This is a genomic window from Streptomyces sp. NPDC029466, from assembly GCF_055574515.1.
Map to the genome: position 1 here is coordinate 26,393 of NZ_JBVHZH010000003.1, position 16,250 is coordinate 42,642.

Below are 16,250 nucleotides of genomic sequence, written 5' to 3' on the forward strand. Positions count from 1 at the left end.
CGGCCTCCTTGATTCACTCTTCCGGCTCGCCGGACCCTACTCGACGATCACCGAAGGGGAATTCCGCGTTCCACCAGCGGACACTTCCTGCACGCAGCGCAGCGTCGGGGCACGGAGCGTGCAGCCAGGGACACAGCACTCACCCCTGGTCAGCGGGTGAGCCGGCACCACGGGCAGCGGCTTTGACCGGCAGGTGCCCGACCCGGGCCGGGCACCGCGTAGCTGACGCCATGTGATCCTCCCGACTCACGCGACGGGGGCGTACATCATTCGCGGGAGACGGGTAGGAAAGCGACGGGGGAAGCCGCATCGGCACAGGGGGATGCCGGCTCCGCCGCGACTACTGGTAACGAGGCGAGGAGCAATCGGATGACACTGCCGTGGCGTGAGGACGAGAGCTGGCGGCGCCGGTACCCGCAGCCGGGGCCCGACTGGACACAGGGCATGCCGCAGGGGCGGACCGAACCCCTGACACCCATGGGACGGATCGAGCAGTACGGCCGGATGGGCAGCGCACTGCACGGGGGCCTGCCGGCGCCCTGGCAGCGCAAGGTGATCTCCGGCTTCGTCATCGGCGCGGTCGTGGTCGCCGTGGTGTCGGTACTCCTGATCACCTTCGGCTGACCCGGCGGCCGGGCTGCCGCGGGGGCTCAGCCGCAGGTCCAGCAGCCCGACCAGCAGGCCGAGCGGTGCGCTGGATGCCGTCGTCCCGGGGGCGGTTCCGCGGGCGGGCCGTCCTCGGCGAGGGCCTGCAGTCCGGCGAGTTGGGCGCACAGCACGACGCTGATCGCCGCGATTTCCTCCGGCTCGGCATGGCCCTTCTCGATACGCAGCCAGGAGACGGGCGGACTGTCGGGCTCGCTTCCGTCGAGGGGCGTCGTCGGGTCGACGACTGTGCCCTCCCCTCCGGCGGCCGGGCCCCCGCCCCCGCCGGGCGGTGTGGCGCCGACGGGCACGCTCTCGTCCGGGCCCCCGCCCGCGTCGGCGGCGGTGTCCTCCTCGGCCGCTGCGGGTGGCGCCCCGTTGACGGCGGGGGCCTCGCCGAGGGAGACGGCGGCGCCCTCGGCTGCGCGCTCGTCAAGGGTGGTGGCCTCGCCGAGGCGGGTGGCCTCGCTGAGGACGGTGCTCGCGTCGGTGGATGTGCTCATGTGTGGGGGTCCATGGGCTCGGCGGTGGGGCGTGGTGGGTGACCTGCCACCCGACGGTGCACGGGGAGGGTTCGGGCAGGTCACAGGGCCGACGCTAGAAGCGCTCCGGGGCGCTGTCGCGCGCTGGGCCCCTCGGCTGCGCCATTCGGACGACCCGCCGGGGGCCCAGGCGTGATATCCGGGGCCGGGGCCGTGTTGCTCCCGGTCCTCACGTCGTGGGCGGCGAGCATCGCGCACAGGTATGTGCAGGCACGCGGCTGCCGGATGACGCAGTCAGGAGGGCGGGACGATGAGACGTGATCAGGCCGAGGACGGGTGTGCCGCTCCGCGGCACGACGGGCGCCGGGGGTTTCTGAAGTGTGCGGCGGGAATCGCGGGGGTGGCCGCCGCCGGGCTCGGCGGGCCGGCGGCCGCCGCGGCGGACCGGCCGGTGGGCGGGTTGCGCGACGGCGGGCTGCTGCCCGACAAGGTGCCCTTCCACGGTGACCATCAGGCCGGCATCGTGACCCCGCAGCAGCTCTTCGCCGGCTTCGTCGGCTTCGATGTGCTGGCACAGGACCGCGACGGCCTGATCTCCCTGTTCCAGCGGCTCACCAGACGGTCGCGGGTGCTGGCGGCCGGTGTGAAGCCGCGGGACGAGCAGGTCGCCTCGGAGGAGCCCACTCCCGACTCCCTCACCATCACCCTCGGCGTGGGTGCCTCCCTGTTCGACGACCGCTTCGGCCTGTCCGGGCACAAGCCCCGGCACCTCAAGGCGATGCCGGCGTTCCCCGACGACCGGCTGGAGCCGGCCCGCTGCCATGGTGATCTGTCGTTGCAGATCTGCGCCCAGCACCCGGACGCGGTCGTCCATGTGCTGCGCGATCTGGCGCGGGAGACGGAGGGGCTGCTGCGGCCCCGTTGGCGTGCGGATGCCTTTCTCAACCCGTCGCGGCCCTCGGGGTCGCCGCGTACCTTCGTCGGCTTCAAGGACGGGATCGTCAATCCGGACACCGGCTCGGCACGGGAGATGGACCGGCTGCTGTGGGTGACCCCGCCCTGCGGGGAGCCGGACTGGGCGCTGGGCGGCAGCTATCAGGTGCTGCGGCTGATCCGCTTCCAGATCGAGCAGTGGGACAAGGTGCCGCTGGAGCGCCAGGAGAAGATCTTCGGCCGGCGCAAGGCGAGCGGTGCGCCGCTGGACGGCACACACGAGTCGGATGCGCCGCGGTACCGCGAGGACCCGCACGGCAGCAAGATCCCGCTCAACTCACACATCCGGCTGGCCAACCCCCGCACCGAGAAGACCGAGAAGTCCCGCTTCCTGCGCCGGAGTTACAACTACGACGCCGGTTACGACAGCAAGGGACGGATGGACCTCGGGCTGGTGTTCTGCGGTTACCAGCAGGACCCGGAGAGGCAGTTCGCGACCGTACAGCGGCGCCTCCGGCACGAGCCGCTGTCCGAGTTCATCACACCCATCGGCGGCGGCTACTTCTTCATCCTGCCCGGGGTGCGGGACGCCGACGACTGGTTCGGGTCCCGGCTGCTTCAGAAGACCTGAGCGGGTTCGACCGCACGGCACGAGGGCGGCGCCCGTTCCCGGCGCCGCCCTCGTGCGTGCCTCAGCAGATCCGCGGCAGCTGCTCGCCCAGCGGCAGATCGACGACCCGGGTGCCGCCCAGCGGGGTACGGGCCACGACCATGCCGGGGTGCGTCTCGACGGTCTCCCCGATGATCGCGGCACCGGCTCCCAGCGGATGCGCACGCATCGCGTCCAGCACCGCGTCGGCGTGCTCGCGGGGAACGAACGCCACCAGCTTTCCCTCGTTGGCGACGTACATCGGGTCCAGACCCAGGATGGCGCAGGCATTGGCGACGGCCGACGGCACGGGGATCGCGCGCTCCTGGACGACGATGCCGGTGCAGGAGGCGGTGGCGATCTCGCACAGGGCGGCGGCCAGCCCGCCGCGGGTGGGGTCGCGCAGCACATGCAGATCGGGGGTGACCGCGAGCATGGACTCGACGAGGCCGCCGAGGGCCGCGCAGTCGCTCTCGATCTCGACGCCGAACTCCAGGCCCTCACGGACGCTCATGATGGCCACGCCGTGCAGGCCGATGTCACCGCTGACGATCACCACATCGCCGGGGACGACCCGCTGCGGACGCAGATCGACGTCCGGCGGGATCAGGCCGATGCCGGCGGTGTTGAGGTAGACGCCGTCACCGTGGCCCGCCTCGACGACCTTGGTGTCACCGGTCGCCACCTCGACCCCGGCGGCCCGCGCCGCCGCACCCATGGCGTCGGCGACCCCGGCGACCACCGGCATCTCGACCCCCTCCTCCAGGATGAAGCCGCAGGAGAGATAGGCCGCTCTGGCGCCGCTCATGGCAAGGTCGTTGACGGTGCCGTTGACGGCGAGGTCGCCGATGCAGCCGCCCGGGAAGAAGAGCGGCCGCACGACATAGGAGTCGGTGGAGAACGCCAGGCGGACGCCCCCGAGGGATACCGCGGCGGAGTCGCCGAGCTGGGCGAGGATCTCGCCGCCGAAGGCGGGGGCGAAGATCTGCTGGACGAGTTCGGCGGACAGCGCCCCGCCGCCGCCGTGCCCCATGACGACCCGGGGCTGGTCACGGAGCGGGGTGGGGCAGGTCCAGCCGGAGATGTCGACGGTGGGCAGACCGCGGTCGGCCGGGGTGGGACCGCCGGGGGTGGGGTGCTTGGTGTCAGGCAACGGGGCTCGCCTCCTGCGGGGTGGGCGTGATGCCGAGTCGGCGGTAGAGGTAGTAGGCGGCGCAGGCGCCCTCGCTGGAGACCATGGTGGCGCCGAGCGGGGAGCGCGGGGTGCAGGTGGTGCCGAAGGCTCCGCACTCGTGCGGTTTGATCAGCCCCTGGAGGACTTCCCCGCTGCGGCAGGCGGCGGGCTCGCGGGTGGTGATGCCGTCGACGGAGAAGCGGTGTTCGGCGTCGTAGTCGCGGTAGCGCTCCGACAGCCGCCAGCCGCTGGCGGGGATGGTGCCGATACCGCGCCAGGAGCGGTCGGTGACCTCGAAGACATCGGCGAGCATGGCCTGCGCGGCCGGGTTGCCCTCACTGCGGACGGCGCGCGGGTAGGCGTTCTCCACGGTGTGTTCACCGCGCTCCAGCTGGCGGACGGTGCGGCGGATTCCCTCCAGGATGTCCAGCGGTTCGAAGCCGGTGACCACGATGGGCACCCGGAAGCGGTCGGCCAGTTCGGGGTACTCCCCCATGCCCATCACACTGCACACATGGCCCGCGGCGAGGAATGCCTGGACCCGGCAGCTGGGCGAGGTCATGATCGCCTCGATGGCGGGCGGCACCCGGACGTGGGAGACCAGCATGCTGAAGTTGCGGATGCCGAGCTTGCGGGCCTGATGGACCGTCATGGCATTGGGCGGTGCGGTGGTTTCGAAGCCGATACCGAAGAACACCACCTCGCGGTGCGGGTTCTGCTGGGCGATCTTCAGGGCGTCGAGCGGGCTGTAGACCACCCGGACGTCGCCGCCCTGGCCGCGTACCTGGAAGAGATCGCGGTCGCTGCCGGGGACGCGGAGCATGTCACCGAAGGAACAGAAGATCACGTCGGGGCGGGCGGCGATCTCCAGGGCCTTGTCGATGACCTCCAGCGGCGTCACACAGACCGGACAGCCCGGCCCGTGGATCAACTCCACCTGATCTGGCAGGAGTTGGTCGATACCGTGCCGGATGATGGTGTGTGTCTGCCCGCCGCAGACCTCCATCAGGGCCCAGGGCCGGGTCGCCGTGGCCCGGATCTCGTCGAGCAGCCGCCGGGCCAGCTCGGGGTTCTGGAATTCTTCGAGGTACTTCACCGGCTCGCCTCCCGCGCTCCGTCGTGGTGGACGGCCGGGGGTGTGCCGCCCGCCCCGTCCCATCCCTCGGGGGCGGCAGCCGCCTCCCAGGGGTCGCCGAACTCCTCCTGGAGCAGGCCCAGTTCCTCGAACAGGGCGAGGGTGTGCCGGGCGGATTCCTCGTCCAGCCGCTGGAGCGCGAAGCCGACATGGACGATGGCGTACTCACCGACCTTCAGGTCGGGGACGTACTCCAGGCACACCTCCTTGACCACACCGCCGAAGTCGACGGTCGCCATGCGGGTGCCGTCCCGTTCCTCGATGTCCAATACCTTGCCGGGTACCGCCAGGCACATGGGCCCTCTCCTCGTCGTGGGTACGTTGCGTCCGCCGCGCCGCGGTGCCGCTCAGCGCACGGCGGCTCCTGCCGTGCGCGCCGCCACCACGATCTGACCGAGCGCCAGTCCCCCGTCGTTGGGCGGGACGCGGCGGTGGCGCAGGACGGTGAAGCCGTCCTCCCGCAGGAAGCGGGCGGTGGTCTCGGCCAGCAGGGTGTTGGCGAAGACCCCGCCGGTCAGGGCCACGGTCGTCAGGCCGGCCCGGTCCCGGGCCGACGCGCAGCAGCGCCGGACGAGGTCGGCGACCGCGGTGTGGAAGCGGGCCGCGATCAGCGGGACGGCGGTGCCCGCCCGGAGGTCCTCGACGACGGCGGTGAGCACCGGCGCCGGGTCGGCGACGAGGTCGGCGGCCGCCGGTCCGGTCTGCCCGGCGCGCAGCGCGAAGGTGTAGCCGGGCCCGGGGTCCTCGCCCGCGGCCAGGGCCGCGGCTTCGAGGGCGACGGCGGCCTGGGCCTCGTACCCGGCCTGGTGGCAGACCCCGGCCAGCGAGGAGACGGCGTCGAAGAGCCGGCCCATGCTGGAGGTGGGCACGCAGTTGAGGTGCCGTTCGAGCTGCCGGGCCAGCAGCCGCCGCTCGTCCGGCGGGCAGGCCGCCACCGGGGGCAGGTCCGCGGCCCAGTCGATACCGGCGGCGCGCAGATGGGCGAGGGCCATCCGGTAGGGGCGCCGTACGGTGGTGTCGCCGCCGGGCAGCGGCACGTAGGCGAGCTGTCCGAAGCGGCGGTAGCCGTCGTAGTCGGCGAGCAGGATCTCGCCGCCCCAGATGGTGTGGTCGTCGCCGTAGCCGGTGCCGTCGAAGGCGACCCCGATCACCGGGTGGCCGTCGCGGAGCCCGTGTTCGGCCATGGCCGCGGCGATATGGGCGTGGTGGTGCTGGACGCGGACCAGCGGCCGGCCGTCGGTGTGGGACTGCGCCCACCGGCCGGAGCGGTAGCCGGGATGCCGGTCGGCGGCGAGGAGTTGGGGGCGTACTCCGGTGACCGTCTCCAGATGCTCCTCGGCCCGCTCGAAGGCGAACTGGGTCGCCATATCGTCCATGTCGCCGATGTGCGCGGACAGCCAGGCGCGGTGCCCTTCGGCGAGGCAGAACACGTTCTTGAGGTCGCCGCCGGTCGCGAGCGCGGGCCGGACCGGCACCGGGAGCGGGACCGGGAACGGGGCATAGCCGCGGGAGCGGCGGACGAACAGCGGCTCCCCGTCGCTGATCCGGACCACGGAGTCGTCGCACGGAATCCGGATCGGCCGGTCATGGGTGAGCCAGGCGTCCGCCAGGTGCGCGAGGCGCCGTACGGCCTCGTCATCGTCGGTGACGATCGGTTCGCCCGCGACATTGCCACTGGTCATGACGAGCAGCCGGGGCCCGTGGGGGTCCCCCCGCTCAAGCGAAGCCGAGAGTGGGGGAGGGTCGCCGGGCAGTCCGAGGAGCAGGTGGTGCAGCGGGGTGTACGGCAGCATGACGCCCAGGTCGGGGCTGCCGGGGGCGACGGCGTCGGACAGCGTGGGTGCGCCGGGGGCCGGGTCCGGGTGCGGGGTGCGGCGCAGCAGGACGATCGGGCGCACCGGCCCGGTGAGCAGCGCGCGCTCCTCCGGCCCGACGCGCACCAAGTGGGCCACCTCGTCGACATGACGGGCCATCAGGGCGAAGGGCTTGTCGCCGCGGGCCTTGCGGTGGCGCAGCAGGGCGACGGCGGTGTCGTCGGAGGCGTCGCAGACGAGGTGGTAGCCGCCGAGACCTTTGACGGCCACGATCGCGCCCTCGGCGAGCAGCCGCCGGGTGTCGGCGACCGGATCGGCGCCGGGTGCCGGGCGCGGTGGACGGGTGCGGTCGGCGGGGTCCGCGGTCAGCAGCCGCAGCCGGGGGCCGCAGTCATGGCAGGCGATCGGCTGGGCGTGGAACCGCCGGTCGCCCGGGTCCGCGTACTCCCGGGCGCAGCGGGGGCACATCGGGAAGCGGTCCATGGTCGTCAGCGCCCGGTCGTAGGGGATCGCGGTGACGATGGTGAAGCGCGGCCCGCAGTGGGTGCAGCTGAGGAAGGGGTGCCGGTGGCGGCGGTCGGCCGGGTCGGTCAGCTCGGCGAGGCAGGCCGCGCAGGTGGCGGCGTCCGGGGCGACCAGGGTGCGGGAGGGGCCGTGGGCGCGGGAGGGGAGGATCCGGAAGCCGGTGTCACCGGCCACGGCGATGTCCTGGCCGTCGACGGTCTCCACGACGGCCAGCGGCGGGGCCTCGCCGCTGAGGCGTTCGCCGAAGCGGGCCAGCGCCGCGGGGGCGCCCTCGACCTCGGCGACCACGCCCTCACCGGTGTTGGTCACATGGCCGGTCAGGCCCATTTCGGTGGCGAGGGAGTGGACGAACGGGCGGAAGCCGACGCCCTGGACGACACCGCGCACGGTGATCCGGCGGCGTGCGGCGGCGGTGGGAGGGGCCGTCGCGGTGCTCCCCTCGGCCTGCCGGATGGTCATGAGCGGCTCGACGCCACGGTGTCGGGGTCGCTGGTGTGCGCAGGGCCGCCCGGAGCCCGGTGCGGGTGGGTGTGACCCCCGGCGTGGGTGTGCTCCCCGTGCGAGTGGTCCGGCGTGTGGGTGTGCCCCTCGTCGCACGGCTGGCCGTCCTCCGCGTCATGGACGTGGTGGGACTTCCGGGTCATGACCGGGATGTGTACCGGTGCGCCGTCCCGCGCCGCCAGCGCCCGGTCCAGCAGCAGCCCGTCGCCCTCCCCGCCGCGCGCGGAGGTGAGGACGACCTCCACCCCGGGGTTGATCTGTTCGACGTTGGCGCGGAACTCCTTCTCGTCGAACGACACCGCCTCGGCGATATCGGTCTTGGTGACCACCACCAGATGGGCGAGACCGAAGGCGGTCGGGTACTTCAGCGGCTTGTCCTCGCCCTCGGTCACCGATGCCAGCACGACGCGCAGCGCCTCCCCGAGGTCGTAGGAGGCGGGACAGACCAGATTGCCGACGTTCTCGATGAACAGCAGCCGGGTGTCCGCGGGCAGCCAGCCGTGCAGGTGCCCGCCGAGCATCTCGGCCTCCAGGTGGCACAGCCCGTCGGTGAGCACCTGTTTGACCGGCACTCCGGAGCGGGCCAGCCGGACGGCGTCGTTCTCGGTGGCGAGGTCGGCGGTGAGCGCCGCGACGGGAATGCCCCGGCTGCGGGCGAGGGTGAGTTCACGTTCCAGGAGCGCGGTCTTGCCGCTGCCGGGGCTGGAGAGCAGATTGACGAGCGCGGTGCCACGGGCCGCGAGGTCCTCGCGCAGGGTGTGGGCACAGGCGTCGTTCTTGGCGAGGACCGCCTGTTGCAGGTCGACGACACGGCACATGGTTCAGCGCTCCTCGTGGGTCGGTGCGTGTACCGGGGCGTCGTTCCAGCACACACTGACGATCTGCAATTCCCGGCCGGACAGCAGCTCGGCCGTGGCTCCGCCGCAGCCCGGACAGCTGAGCCGCGGCGGCATGCCCACCGGCCAGGTGTCCGCACAGGGCGCGCAGCGGGCGCGGGCCGCGACGGGTTCCGTCACCAACTCCGCCCCCTCCAGCACCGTTCCGGCACAGGCGAGTTCGAAGGAGAAGGCCAGCGCGTCGGGGACCACCCCGGCCAGTTCACCGACCCGCAGCCGGACACTGTGGACGGCGGTGGCCCCGGCGGGCCGGGCCGCGCTTTCGACCTGGTCCACGACCGCAAGCGCGATGGACATCTCGTGCATCGGTCCCTCTCTGGTGCGGGGACGACCGGGTGCCGCTCGGCTTCATTAGACGGCGCGGCCGGAGGGCGGCCGGGGTGCCTCGCCGGGGCGGCGCGGTGGCGTACACCGTTCGGTGCAGCGCCGCCCCGTCACATGGACCGGATGCGCAGATAGCGCTTGAGGTCGGGCAGCATCGACTTCACGACGAGGGCGAGCGCGGCGGCGAGCACCCCGCTCAGGGCGAACTTCAGCATGGTGTCGTGTTCCTCTCACTGGTGTGCGGTCCGGCGGCGGACGGGGTCGGTTCCTCCGCGCCGACCAGCCGCAGGATGAGCTGTACGGCCTCGTCGACCGCGGCGTCGACGGGTTCGCTGAGCCCGATGCCTTCGGCGACATCGGCGGGTTCGCAGCCGACGACCAGGACACGCTCCGGGCGCCGGCCGCCGGTGCCCGCGCTGAGGGTGTCCAGGAGCGCGAGCACGGCGTCGGGGGTCATGTGGTGGCCGTCCAGCGCGGTGTCCGGCGGGCGGGCGGCGGGTGCGGTGGCGTCGAGGAGGTAGACGGTGCCGGGATCGCCGCCGCGCGCTGAGGCGTCGACGAGGAGCACGGTGTGGTAGCCGTCCAGCATCTGGTAGGCGAGGTGCACGCCCCGTACGCCGACGTCGACGACCTCGACGCCGTCGGGGAGTTGCTGCTCACCGAGCCGGCGGACGGCCTCGACGCCGAAGCCGTCGTCGCCGAGGAAGATGTTGCCGACGCCGGCGATCAGCGTCTTCGCGGGCCGCCTGGCGCCGGATGCCTCGGGACTCACGCGTCCTCCAGGGGAGCGACTTCGTCGGGTTGGAAGTACAGGAACCGGCCCTGCTCGCGCCTGATGTCGGCGCCCGGGTCGCCCTCCACGGTCACCGCGAGGTGCACCCCGCCGTCGACGTCGTGCAGGACCGCCTCGACCTGCGCGGTGCGGCCCTGGAGGAAGAGGTCCTGGGCGTCGGTGCGCCGCAGGCCGGGGCGCAGCAGCACCCGGCTGCCGGCGCCGACCGACCGCCCGTCGACGGTGATCCGGTCGCGGACGGGATCGACGCTGCGGTCGCTCTCCGGGTCCCACCAGGGGGTGTCCGGGCGGACGCCCGGCACGTCGGGGGCGAGCGTGTCCGGGGCGGCCGGGCCGGGTCCGGTGACCTCGCGCAGTGCCCGTACGGCGCCGTGCAGCCGCTCCAGCACCTCGGGCGGCATGGTGTCGGCGAGCTCGATGACCTCGGCGGCGCGCGGGTCGGTGCCGCGGGCCTCGCGCTTCTCCTCGTCGGTGAGGGCGGCGGTGCGCAGGGTCAGGATCTCGTCGATCTCCAGGGCGTCGTAGAGCGCGCCCGGGCTCTCCGGGGCGATGGCCGGGTGGTCCTCCAGGATGATCGGGGCGGAGAGCATCACATCGGTGCGGCCTGACTCGCCGGCCAGCACGGGCCAGGCGTGCTCGTTGCGGCAGGCCGCGACGGCGCCCTTGGCCCACTCCGGCGGGTCGGTCATGGAGACGAAGGCGCCCGCGCTCAGGCCGAGGAGGAGATGGGCCCCGACCAGCGAGCGGGGCAGTGCCGCGGCACGGTCGGCGCCGGCCTCGTCCGGTTGCCAGCTGCTGGTGTTCTCGACGGTCGCGGTCAGCCGGAACGCCGCGTACGGCCCGTCGAGTTCACTCGCGGTCAGCCGGACCCGGCCGTCGATCCGGGCGGTGTGGCGCACCAGCCGGCCGACGAGCTGTCCGTCGGCGTCATGGACCGGCTCGGTCTCGTCCCGCGCGGGCCGGGTGAACGGGACGGTGACGCCCTCGCCGGTCAGCTTGGAGACATCGGCCGTGAGCGTGACGCGCTCCTCGACGCCCTCGTCCCAGGGGACCAGCACCCGGTCGGGCAGTGCGAGCTCCGCCACGGTCTCGAACCCGCCGTCCGGAGACCGGCGTTGGACCGTGCGCCGCTGGGCGCGCAGAAACCGCAGCTCGGCCGAGAGCCGGGCACCGGAGCGGGGCTCCATGAGGCATTCGGTGCGCTGGAAGGAGTGCTCCGCGCTGCCGGCGCCCCAGTGGGGCGGGACGAGCACCCCGAACTGCCAGCGGAGTTGGTTCTTGGCGCTGGACGCGCGGTACGGGTAGAGCACATAGCCCTCGAACAGCACGGCGTCCGCCACCTGCCGGGCGGCGGCGAAGCGGTCCGCCATCTCCTCGGGCAGCACGCTGGTCGTCACGGCGCGGTCCTCTCGCTGACGGGGCGGACGGCGGCGCCCGGGAAGAGCCGGGCACGCGGTGCGGGCGGTGGGGGTTTGTCGGCGGCGGCCAGCAGCGACTCGACGGTCGCCTGCCAGGAGGGCAGGGCGTGCCGGGAGCGGTAGGCGAGCAGCGCGTCGAGGGTTTCGCGGGGCAGCCGCAGCCAGCCGCAGCCGGGGAAGTGGGCCTCGGTCATCTCCTGCCAGACGGCTACCGGCATCCGTACGGACGCTTCCTTGTTCCAGGGCACCGGGTGCACCTGGAAGCCGCCGGCGCCGGCGAACACCGTGCCGGAGAACAACAGCAGCAGCGGGATTTCGCCCTCGCGCAGCGCATGGAAGTAGCGGCCGGCCGCGACGTCCAGGTCGTAGGTGCAGGGGACCGGGAGATCCACCTCGGTCTCGCCGGTGAAACCGGGGACGACCAGCGAGACCTGGGCGAACTGAAGCGGGTGCAGGGTGGTGCCCCAGCGGGACCGCTCACCGAAGAGGTCGGACAGCGCCTCGGCCTCGTCGGACCGGTAGCCGCGGCGGGCCGGTTCGATACGGAGCTGACAGCGCAGCGCGAGGGCGTGCACCCGGGCCGCTTCGGCGGCGGTGATCCGCAGCCGGAAGAGGAGGGTGGGGGCGGCCGCGTAACGGTCGGCGCGTACGCCGGTGCAGACGAAGGACAGCTCGGTCACGGCCGGTCGTCCTCTCTCGGCTCGCGGGCCCGGCGGGCGACCTTGGTGAAGAAGTCGGCGAGCGCGGCGCGTGCCTCGGCACCGCCGTCGAAGCCCTGCCACAACAGGCGCATCCGGCCGACGAGTTCGTAGCAGATGTCGACGGGCACCAAGTAGCAGTCGATCCGGCCCTCGGTGCGGCGCAGCAGCAGCGCCTCCACATCGGGCCGGAGGAGCGCGGCCAGCCGGCTGGCGGAGAGCACGGTCTGCCAGGTCGACGGGTCGAGTTCGCTCTCGGTGGCGCCGGCCGGGCTGGGGTACAGGGCGGCCAGCCGGTCCGGGTCGGCGGTGCGCAGGAAGAAGGCGACACCGACGGGGATCTGGAGCCGGTCCCAGGACGTGTCGTCGAGGGTATGGCCGGGGTCGGTGAAATAGCGGTCGGGGACCGTACGGAACTGTCCCGTGCCGGCGCCGGGCCGGTCGAAGAGCAGCGCGCACGGGGTGCAGGCACAGGCCAGCGCGCGGCGTGCGGTGTCGACCAGGTGGCGGTGGTTGTGCTCGGCGAGCACCACGGCGCACAGTTCGCAGCGCTCGGCGGCGGCCGGCACCGGGGCCCGGAAGCGGCGCAGGCCACGGTGGGCGGGCGAGGGTCCGAGACGCGGGAGCGCCGATGGCCGGCCGCTCACGAGGCGGTGGCGGCGGTCGGCGGGCGACGGGAGATCTGCAACAGCGCCGGCTCGGCCCGTTCGCCCGTCGCCTCCCACCCCATCGAGGTCACCTCGGGCGCGAAGCAGGAGACGGCGGCCTCGACGGCCTGCTGGGCCTGTTGGCTGGTGCTCGGGCAGCCACAGCCGCCGGAGTCGGCGGCGCGCAGCCGCAGCGTTCCGGTGTCCGCGTCGAACTGCGCGATCTCGGCGGGGTGTTGGCGGCGGACACTGTCCAGGGCGCGGCCGATGCGGGTCGCGGTGTCCTCGGGGTGCAGATCGTGCAGCACCAGCAGGCTGGTCACCAGCTCGTCGCGCAGCAGCGCCGGCCGGGGGCCGTCCTCGCCCGTGGCGCCGCCCATGAGGTGCATGATCCGGGCGAGGCCCGCGCCGTAGAAGTCCATCAGGACGCGGACGAGTTCCTCGGCGGCGGCGCTCGCCTCGCGGTCGTCGCGCTGCGCGAGCCGGTCCAGCACCTCTTCCACCCGCCGGCCGGTCGCCTCGGCGTTCGGGACGGCGGCGGGGGCGGGGGCTGCGGCCGGCGCGGCGGCCTCGGGCGCACCGGTCCGCGGTGCGGCGGCCTCTGCCGTGGTGGCGCGGGCGCTCATCCGGAGAGCCCGCTCAGACCGGTGGGCACATGCATCTTCTCCACCGACTTGCCGTTGCCGACGTACATATGGACGCCACACGGCAGACACGGGTCGAAGCTGCGTACCGTGCGCATGATGTCGATGCCCTTGAAGTTCTCCGGGGAGTTCTCCTCGAAGATCGGGGTGTTCTGGACGGCGTCCTCGTACGGGCCGGGGGTGCCGTAGGTGTCCCGGGTGCTGGCGTTCCACGGGGTCGGCGGGTACGGGTGATAGTTGGCGATCTTGCCGTCCCGGATGACCATGTGGTGCGAGAGGACGCCGCGCACCGCCTCGGTGAAGCCGCAGCCGATGGACTCGTCGGGGACCTCGAACTTCTCCCACGTCTGGGTGCGTCCGGCGCGGACCTCCTCCAGGCCCTTCTCCGCGAAGTGCAGCGCCATGGCGGCGGTGTACGCCTGGAAGTAGGTGCGGGCCCGGTTGCGCTCCAGCGCGTTGCTCCACTTGGGGATCTTCCACTCGAAGCGGGTCTCGGGCCGCGTCATGGAGCGGGGCAGGTCGATGGTGACACTGTGGCCGGTGGACTTGACGTACGGGGTGTCGACGAGCCCCGACAGGGCCGTGGACCACAGCCGGGCGATCGGGCCGCCGCCGGTGTCCAGTGCCAGATGCTCCTTGCCGTCGAACCAGCGCGGGGACATCACCCAGCTGTACTTGTCGTTGAAGTCCCGCTTCTGCGGGGCGGGGATGGTGTGCTGGTTCCACGGGTGGCGCGGGTCGACGGGGTTGCCGAGCGGGTCGTGGGTGACGAACTGCTCCTGGCCCTCCCAGTCCTGGTAGTAGGAGCTGCCCAGCAGGATCCGGATACCCAGGTTGATCTCGGTGAGGTCGTTGGTGACCAGCTTGCCGTCGACGATGATGCCCGGGGTGACGAACATCTTCCGTCCCCAGTCCGTCATGTTGCGATAGGTGAAGTCGCAGTGGTCCGGGTCGTTGAGCGCTCCCCAGCAGCCGAGCAGTACGCGTCGCCGGCCGACCTCCTCGTACCCGGGCAGCGCCTCGTAGAAGAAGTCGAACAGGTCGTCATGCAGCGGGACGACCCGCTTCATGAACTCGACATAGCGCATCAGCCGGCTGAGGTAGTCGGTGAACAGCTGGACGCTGGCGATGGTGCCGACACCGCCCGGGTAGAGCGTGGAGGGGTGCACATGGCGGCCCTCCATGAGGCAGAACATCTCCCGGGTGTAGCGGCTGACCTGGAGGGCCTCGCGGTAGAACTCGCCCTCGATGGGGTTGAGGGAGCTCATGATGTCGGCGATGGTGCGGTAGCCGTGGTCGCCCGCGTGGGGGGCCTCGGTGCGCTGGGCGAGCTCCCAGACGCCGGGGTTGGTCTCGCGGACCATCTTCTCGCAGTAGTCGACCCCGACCAGGTTCTCCTGGAAGATGTTGTGGTCGAACATGTACTCGGCGGACTCGCCGAGGTTGATGATCCACTCCCCCAGGTGCGGGGGCTTCACCCCGTAGGCCATGTTCTGGGTGTACACCGAGCAGGTGGCGTGGTTGTCACCGCAAATACCGCAGATCCGGCTGGTGATGAAGTGCGCGTCACGCGGGTCCTTGCCGCGCATGAAGACGCTGTAGCCACGGAAGACGGACGAGGTGCTGTAGCACTCCGCCACCCGCTTCTGCTTGAAGTCGATCTTGGTGTGGATCCCGAGGCTGCCCACGATCCGGGTGATCGGATCCCAGGACATCTCCGTCAGACCGCTGCCGTCGGCCGCCTTCGTTCTCGGTGCCATCGTGAGTGCCGTGCCCTTCTTTTGCGTGCGCGCGGAGGTGGGGTCGGACGGAGGGTCCGGGGTGCTGCCGGACGGCTACGGGCGGGGTGTGTTCACCACGGTTTCCGGTAGCCGGTGGTCAGTTGGTCGCCGCGGTGGCGCCACTTGGGCTCGTGGTCGACGGTCCTGGCCGTGATGCTCCGGAGACGACGGACGACACTGCCGTACGCGGAGCTGGCGCTGCTGGAGATCTTGCCGCCGGGCGGCTCGTCCATGAACGGCATGAACTTGTCGGGGAAGCCGGGCATGGTGCAGGCGATACAGATACCGCCGACGTTCGGGCAGCCGCCGATGCCGTCCATCCAGCCCCGCTTGGGCACGTTGCATTTGACCACGGGACCCCAGCATCCGAGCTTCACCAGACACTTGGGCGAGTCGTAGGTGGTGGCGAACTGGCCCTGCTCGTAGTAGCCGGCCCGGTCACAGCCCTCGTGCACGGTCTCGCCGAAGAGCCAGGTGGGCCGCAGCTGGTCGTCCAGCGGGATCATCGGAGCCGCGCCCGTCGCCTGGTAGAGCAGATAGGTCAGCGTCTCCGAGAAGTTGTCCGGCTGGATCGGGCAGCCCGGCACACAGACGATCGGGATCCCGGCCTTGGACGTCCAGTCCCAGCCCAGGTAGTCGGGCACGCCCATGGCTCCGGTCGGGTTGCCCGCCATCGCATGGATACCGCCGTAGGTGGCGCAGGTGCCGATCGCCACCACGGCGAGTGCCTTGGGGGCGAGCCGGTCGATCCACTCACTGGTGGTGATCGGCTGGCCGGTCTCCGGGTTGTCACCGAAGCCGCACCAGTAGCCTTCCGGCTTGATGGACTCGTTGGGGATGGACCCCTCGATGACCAGCACGAACGGGTCGATCTCGCCGCGTTCGCCCTTGAAGAACCACTCGATGAAGGTGTCCGCGCCATCGACCGGACCGGATTCGAAATCGATCAGTGGCCAGTGGACGGCGATTTTGGGCAGCCCGGGCAGCACACTGAGCGCGATCTCCTCAATGCTCGGCTGCGTCGCGGCGGTGAGCGACACGGAGTCGCCATCGCAGCTCAGGCCGGCGTTGATCCAGAGAATGTGGATCGGGGACTCGTCCTCGGCGGACGGCTTTCCGTTCGCAGCGGCCTTGTCGGCCACGCTCGAAGCTGCGGACATGGGCATGTCTCCTAGGCAGATATGCAACGAA

Annotated in this window: 17 protein-coding genes; 2 read left to right on the forward strand and 15 right to left on the reverse strand. The window is 72.1% G+C overall.

The window, feature by feature from the left end; genetic code table 11:
• The first annotated feature begins 369 nt into the window (after window positions 1-369).
• Window positions 370-624, forward strand: coding sequence for a hypothetical protein (locus tag ACZ4XD_RS03640; protein ID WP_468037839.1), 255 nt, complete (start codon window positions 370-372; stop codon window positions 622-624).
• 26 nt (window positions 625-650) lie between these two features.
• Here ACZ4XD_RS03640 and ACZ4XD_RS03645 read toward each other — a convergent pair whose 3' ends face one another.
• Window positions 651-1,148, reverse strand: coding sequence for an acyl-CoA carboxylase epsilon subunit (locus ACZ4XD_RS03645; protein WP_468037841.1), 498 nt, complete (start codon window positions 1,146-1,148; stop codon window positions 651-653).
• Between the two features lie 289 nt (window positions 1,149-1,437).
• Between ACZ4XD_RS03645 and efeB the strand changes: the two genes are divergently transcribed.
• The gene (gene efeB, locus ACZ4XD_RS03650; protein ID WP_468037843.1) at window positions 1,438-2,691 is read left to right on the forward strand and encodes an iron uptake transporter deferrochelatase/peroxidase subunit; all 1,254 of its coding nucleotides are present in this window, start codon (window positions 1,438-1,440) and stop codon (window positions 2,689-2,691) included.
• A gap of 61 nt (window positions 2,692-2,752) precedes the next feature.
• On the opposite strand, the gene hypE is transcribed toward efeB, so the two are convergent.
• From hypE to ACZ4XD_RS03720, 14 genes are all read right to left on the reverse strand, one after another.
• Entirely contained in the window at window positions 2,753-3,808 is a 1,056-nt protein-coding gene (gene hypE, locus ACZ4XD_RS03655; protein WP_468038337.1) for a hydrogenase expression/formation protein HypE, read from the reverse strand.
• Window positions 3,809-3,854: 46 nt separating this feature from the next.
• Window positions 3,855-4,979 (reverse strand): hydrogenase formation protein HypD, encoded by a 1,125-nt coding sequence (hypD, locus tag ACZ4XD_RS03660; RefSeq protein ID WP_468037845.1) that lies wholly within the window; start codon window positions 4,977-4,979, stop codon window positions 3,855-3,857.
• A complete protein-coding gene (locus ACZ4XD_RS03665) occupies window positions 4,976-5,314 on the reverse strand; it encodes a HypC/HybG/HupF family hydrogenase formation chaperone (RefSeq protein WP_432145814.1) in 339 nt (112 codons plus the stop codon). Before ACZ4XD_RS03665 ends, hypD begins: the two co-directional genes overlap by 4 nt.
• A 51-nt stretch (window positions 5,315-5,365) precedes the next feature.
• Window positions 5,366-7,816 carry a carbamoyltransferase HypF gene (gene hypF, locus ACZ4XD_RS03670; RefSeq protein WP_468037847.1) on the reverse strand — a complete coding sequence of 817 codons (2,451 nt, stop codon included), beginning with the start codon at window positions 7,814-7,816 and terminating at the stop codon, window positions 5,366-5,368.
• Complete coding sequence (gene hypB, locus ACZ4XD_RS03675; protein ID WP_468037849.1) at window positions 7,813-8,676, reverse strand: hydrogenase nickel incorporation protein HypB; 864 nt, start codon at window positions 8,674-8,676, stop codon at window positions 7,813-7,815. Before hypB ends, hypF begins: the two co-directional genes overlap by 4 nt.
• 3 nt (window positions 8,677-8,679) lie before the next feature.
• Window positions 8,680-9,060: a hydrogenase maturation nickel metallochaperone HypA/HybF gene (locus tag ACZ4XD_RS03680; RefSeq protein ID WP_468037851.1), complete on the reverse strand. Its 381-nt coding sequence runs from the start codon at window positions 9,058-9,060 to the stop codon at window positions 8,680-8,682.
• A 128-nt stretch (window positions 9,061-9,188) separates the two neighbouring features.
• Window positions 9,189-9,293, reverse strand: coding sequence for a DUF6893 family small protein (locus tag ACZ4XD_RS03685; RefSeq protein WP_387247250.1), 105 nt, complete (start codon window positions 9,291-9,293; stop codon window positions 9,189-9,191).
• Complete coding sequence (locus ACZ4XD_RS03690) at window positions 9,287-9,850, reverse strand: hydrogenase maturation protease (protein WP_468037854.1); 564 nt, start codon at window positions 9,848-9,850, stop codon at window positions 9,287-9,289. Before ACZ4XD_RS03690 ends, ACZ4XD_RS03685 begins: the two co-directional genes overlap by 7 nt.
• On the reverse strand, window positions 9,847-11,241 hold the full coding sequence (locus tag ACZ4XD_RS03695; protein WP_468038339.1) for a hypothetical protein: 1,395 nt from the start codon (window positions 11,239-11,241) through the stop codon (window positions 9,847-9,849). The genes ACZ4XD_RS03690 and ACZ4XD_RS03695 overlap by 4 nt, the downstream gene beginning before the upstream one ends.
• A gap of 23 nt (window positions 11,242-11,264) precedes the next feature.
• On the reverse strand, window positions 11,265-11,969 hold the full coding sequence (locus ACZ4XD_RS03700) for a DUF6084 family protein (RefSeq protein ID WP_468037856.1): 705 nt from the start codon (window positions 11,967-11,969) through the stop codon (window positions 11,265-11,267).
• A complete protein-coding gene (locus ACZ4XD_RS03705; protein ID WP_468037858.1) occupies window positions 11,966-12,634 on the reverse strand; it encodes a DUF5947 family protein in 669 nt (222 codons plus the stop codon). The genes ACZ4XD_RS03700 and ACZ4XD_RS03705 overlap by 4 nt, the downstream gene beginning before the upstream one ends.
• Window positions 12,631-13,260 carry a hypothetical protein gene (locus ACZ4XD_RS03710; RefSeq protein ID WP_468037860.1) on the reverse strand — a complete coding sequence of 210 codons (630 nt, stop codon included), beginning with the start codon at window positions 13,258-13,260 and terminating at the stop codon, window positions 12,631-12,633. The genes ACZ4XD_RS03705 and ACZ4XD_RS03710 overlap by 4 nt, the downstream gene beginning before the upstream one ends.
• Window positions 13,257-15,038: a nickel-dependent hydrogenase large subunit gene (locus ACZ4XD_RS03715; RefSeq protein ID WP_468037862.1), complete on the reverse strand. Its 1,782-nt coding sequence runs from the start codon at window positions 15,036-15,038 to the stop codon at window positions 13,257-13,259. Before ACZ4XD_RS03715 ends, ACZ4XD_RS03710 begins: the two co-directional genes overlap by 4 nt.
• A gap of 92 nt (window positions 15,039-15,130) precedes the next feature.
• The gene (locus ACZ4XD_RS03720; RefSeq protein WP_468037864.1) at window positions 15,131-16,219 is read right to left on the reverse strand and encodes an NADH-quinone oxidoreductase subunit B family protein; all 1,089 of its coding nucleotides are present in this window, start codon (window positions 16,217-16,219) and stop codon (window positions 15,131-15,133) included.
• Window positions 16,220-16,250 lie beyond the last annotated feature (31 nt).

Bases quoted from the DNA above. Each gene is read 5' to 3' on its own strand.
- ACZ4XD_RS03640 (WP_468037839.1), top strand. From the start codon at position 370: ATGACACTGCCGTGGCGTGAGGACGAGAGCTGGCGGCGCCGGTACCCG.
- ACZ4XD_RS03680 (WP_468037851.1), bottom strand. From the start codon at position 9,060: ATGCACGAGATGTCCATCGCGCTTGCGGTCGTGGACCAGGTCGAAAGC.
- ACZ4XD_RS03715 (WP_468037862.1), bottom strand. From the start codon at position 15,038: ATGGCACCGAGAACGAAGGCGGCCGACGGCAGCGGTCTGACGGAGATG.
- ACZ4XD_RS03665 (WP_432145814.1), bottom strand. From the start codon at position 5,314: ATGTGCCTGGCGGTACCCGGCAAGGTATTGGACATCGAGGAACGGGAC.
- hypF (WP_468037847.1), bottom strand. From the start codon at position 7,816: ATGACCATCCGGCAGGCCGAGGGGAGCACCGCGACGGCCCCTCCCACC.
- ACZ4XD_RS03695 (WP_468038339.1), bottom strand. From the start codon at position 11,241: ATGGCGGACCGCTTCGCCGCCGCCCGGCAGGTGGCGGACGCCGTGCTG.
- ACZ4XD_RS03710 (WP_468037860.1), bottom strand. From the start codon at position 13,260: ATGAGCGCCCGCGCCACCACGGCAGAGGCCGCCGCACCGCGGACCGGT.
- efeB (WP_468037843.1), top strand. From the start codon at position 1,438: ATGAGACGTGATCAGGCCGAGGACGGGTGTGCCGCTCCGCGGCACGAC.
- ACZ4XD_RS03685 (WP_387247250.1), bottom strand. From the start codon at position 9,293: ATGCTGAAGTTCGCCCTGAGCGGGGTGCTCGCCGCCGCGCTCGCCCTC.
- ACZ4XD_RS03645 (WP_468037841.1), bottom strand. From the start codon at position 1,148: ATGAGCACATCCACCGACGCGAGCACCGTCCTCAGCGAGGCCACCCGC.
- ACZ4XD_RS03720 (WP_468037864.1), bottom strand. From the start codon at position 16,219: ATGTCCGCAGCTTCGAGCGTGGCCGACAAGGCCGCTGCGAACGGAAAG.
- hypB (WP_468037849.1), bottom strand. From the start codon at position 8,676: ATGTGCCGTGTCGTCGACCTGCAACAGGCGGTCCTCGCCAAGAACGAC.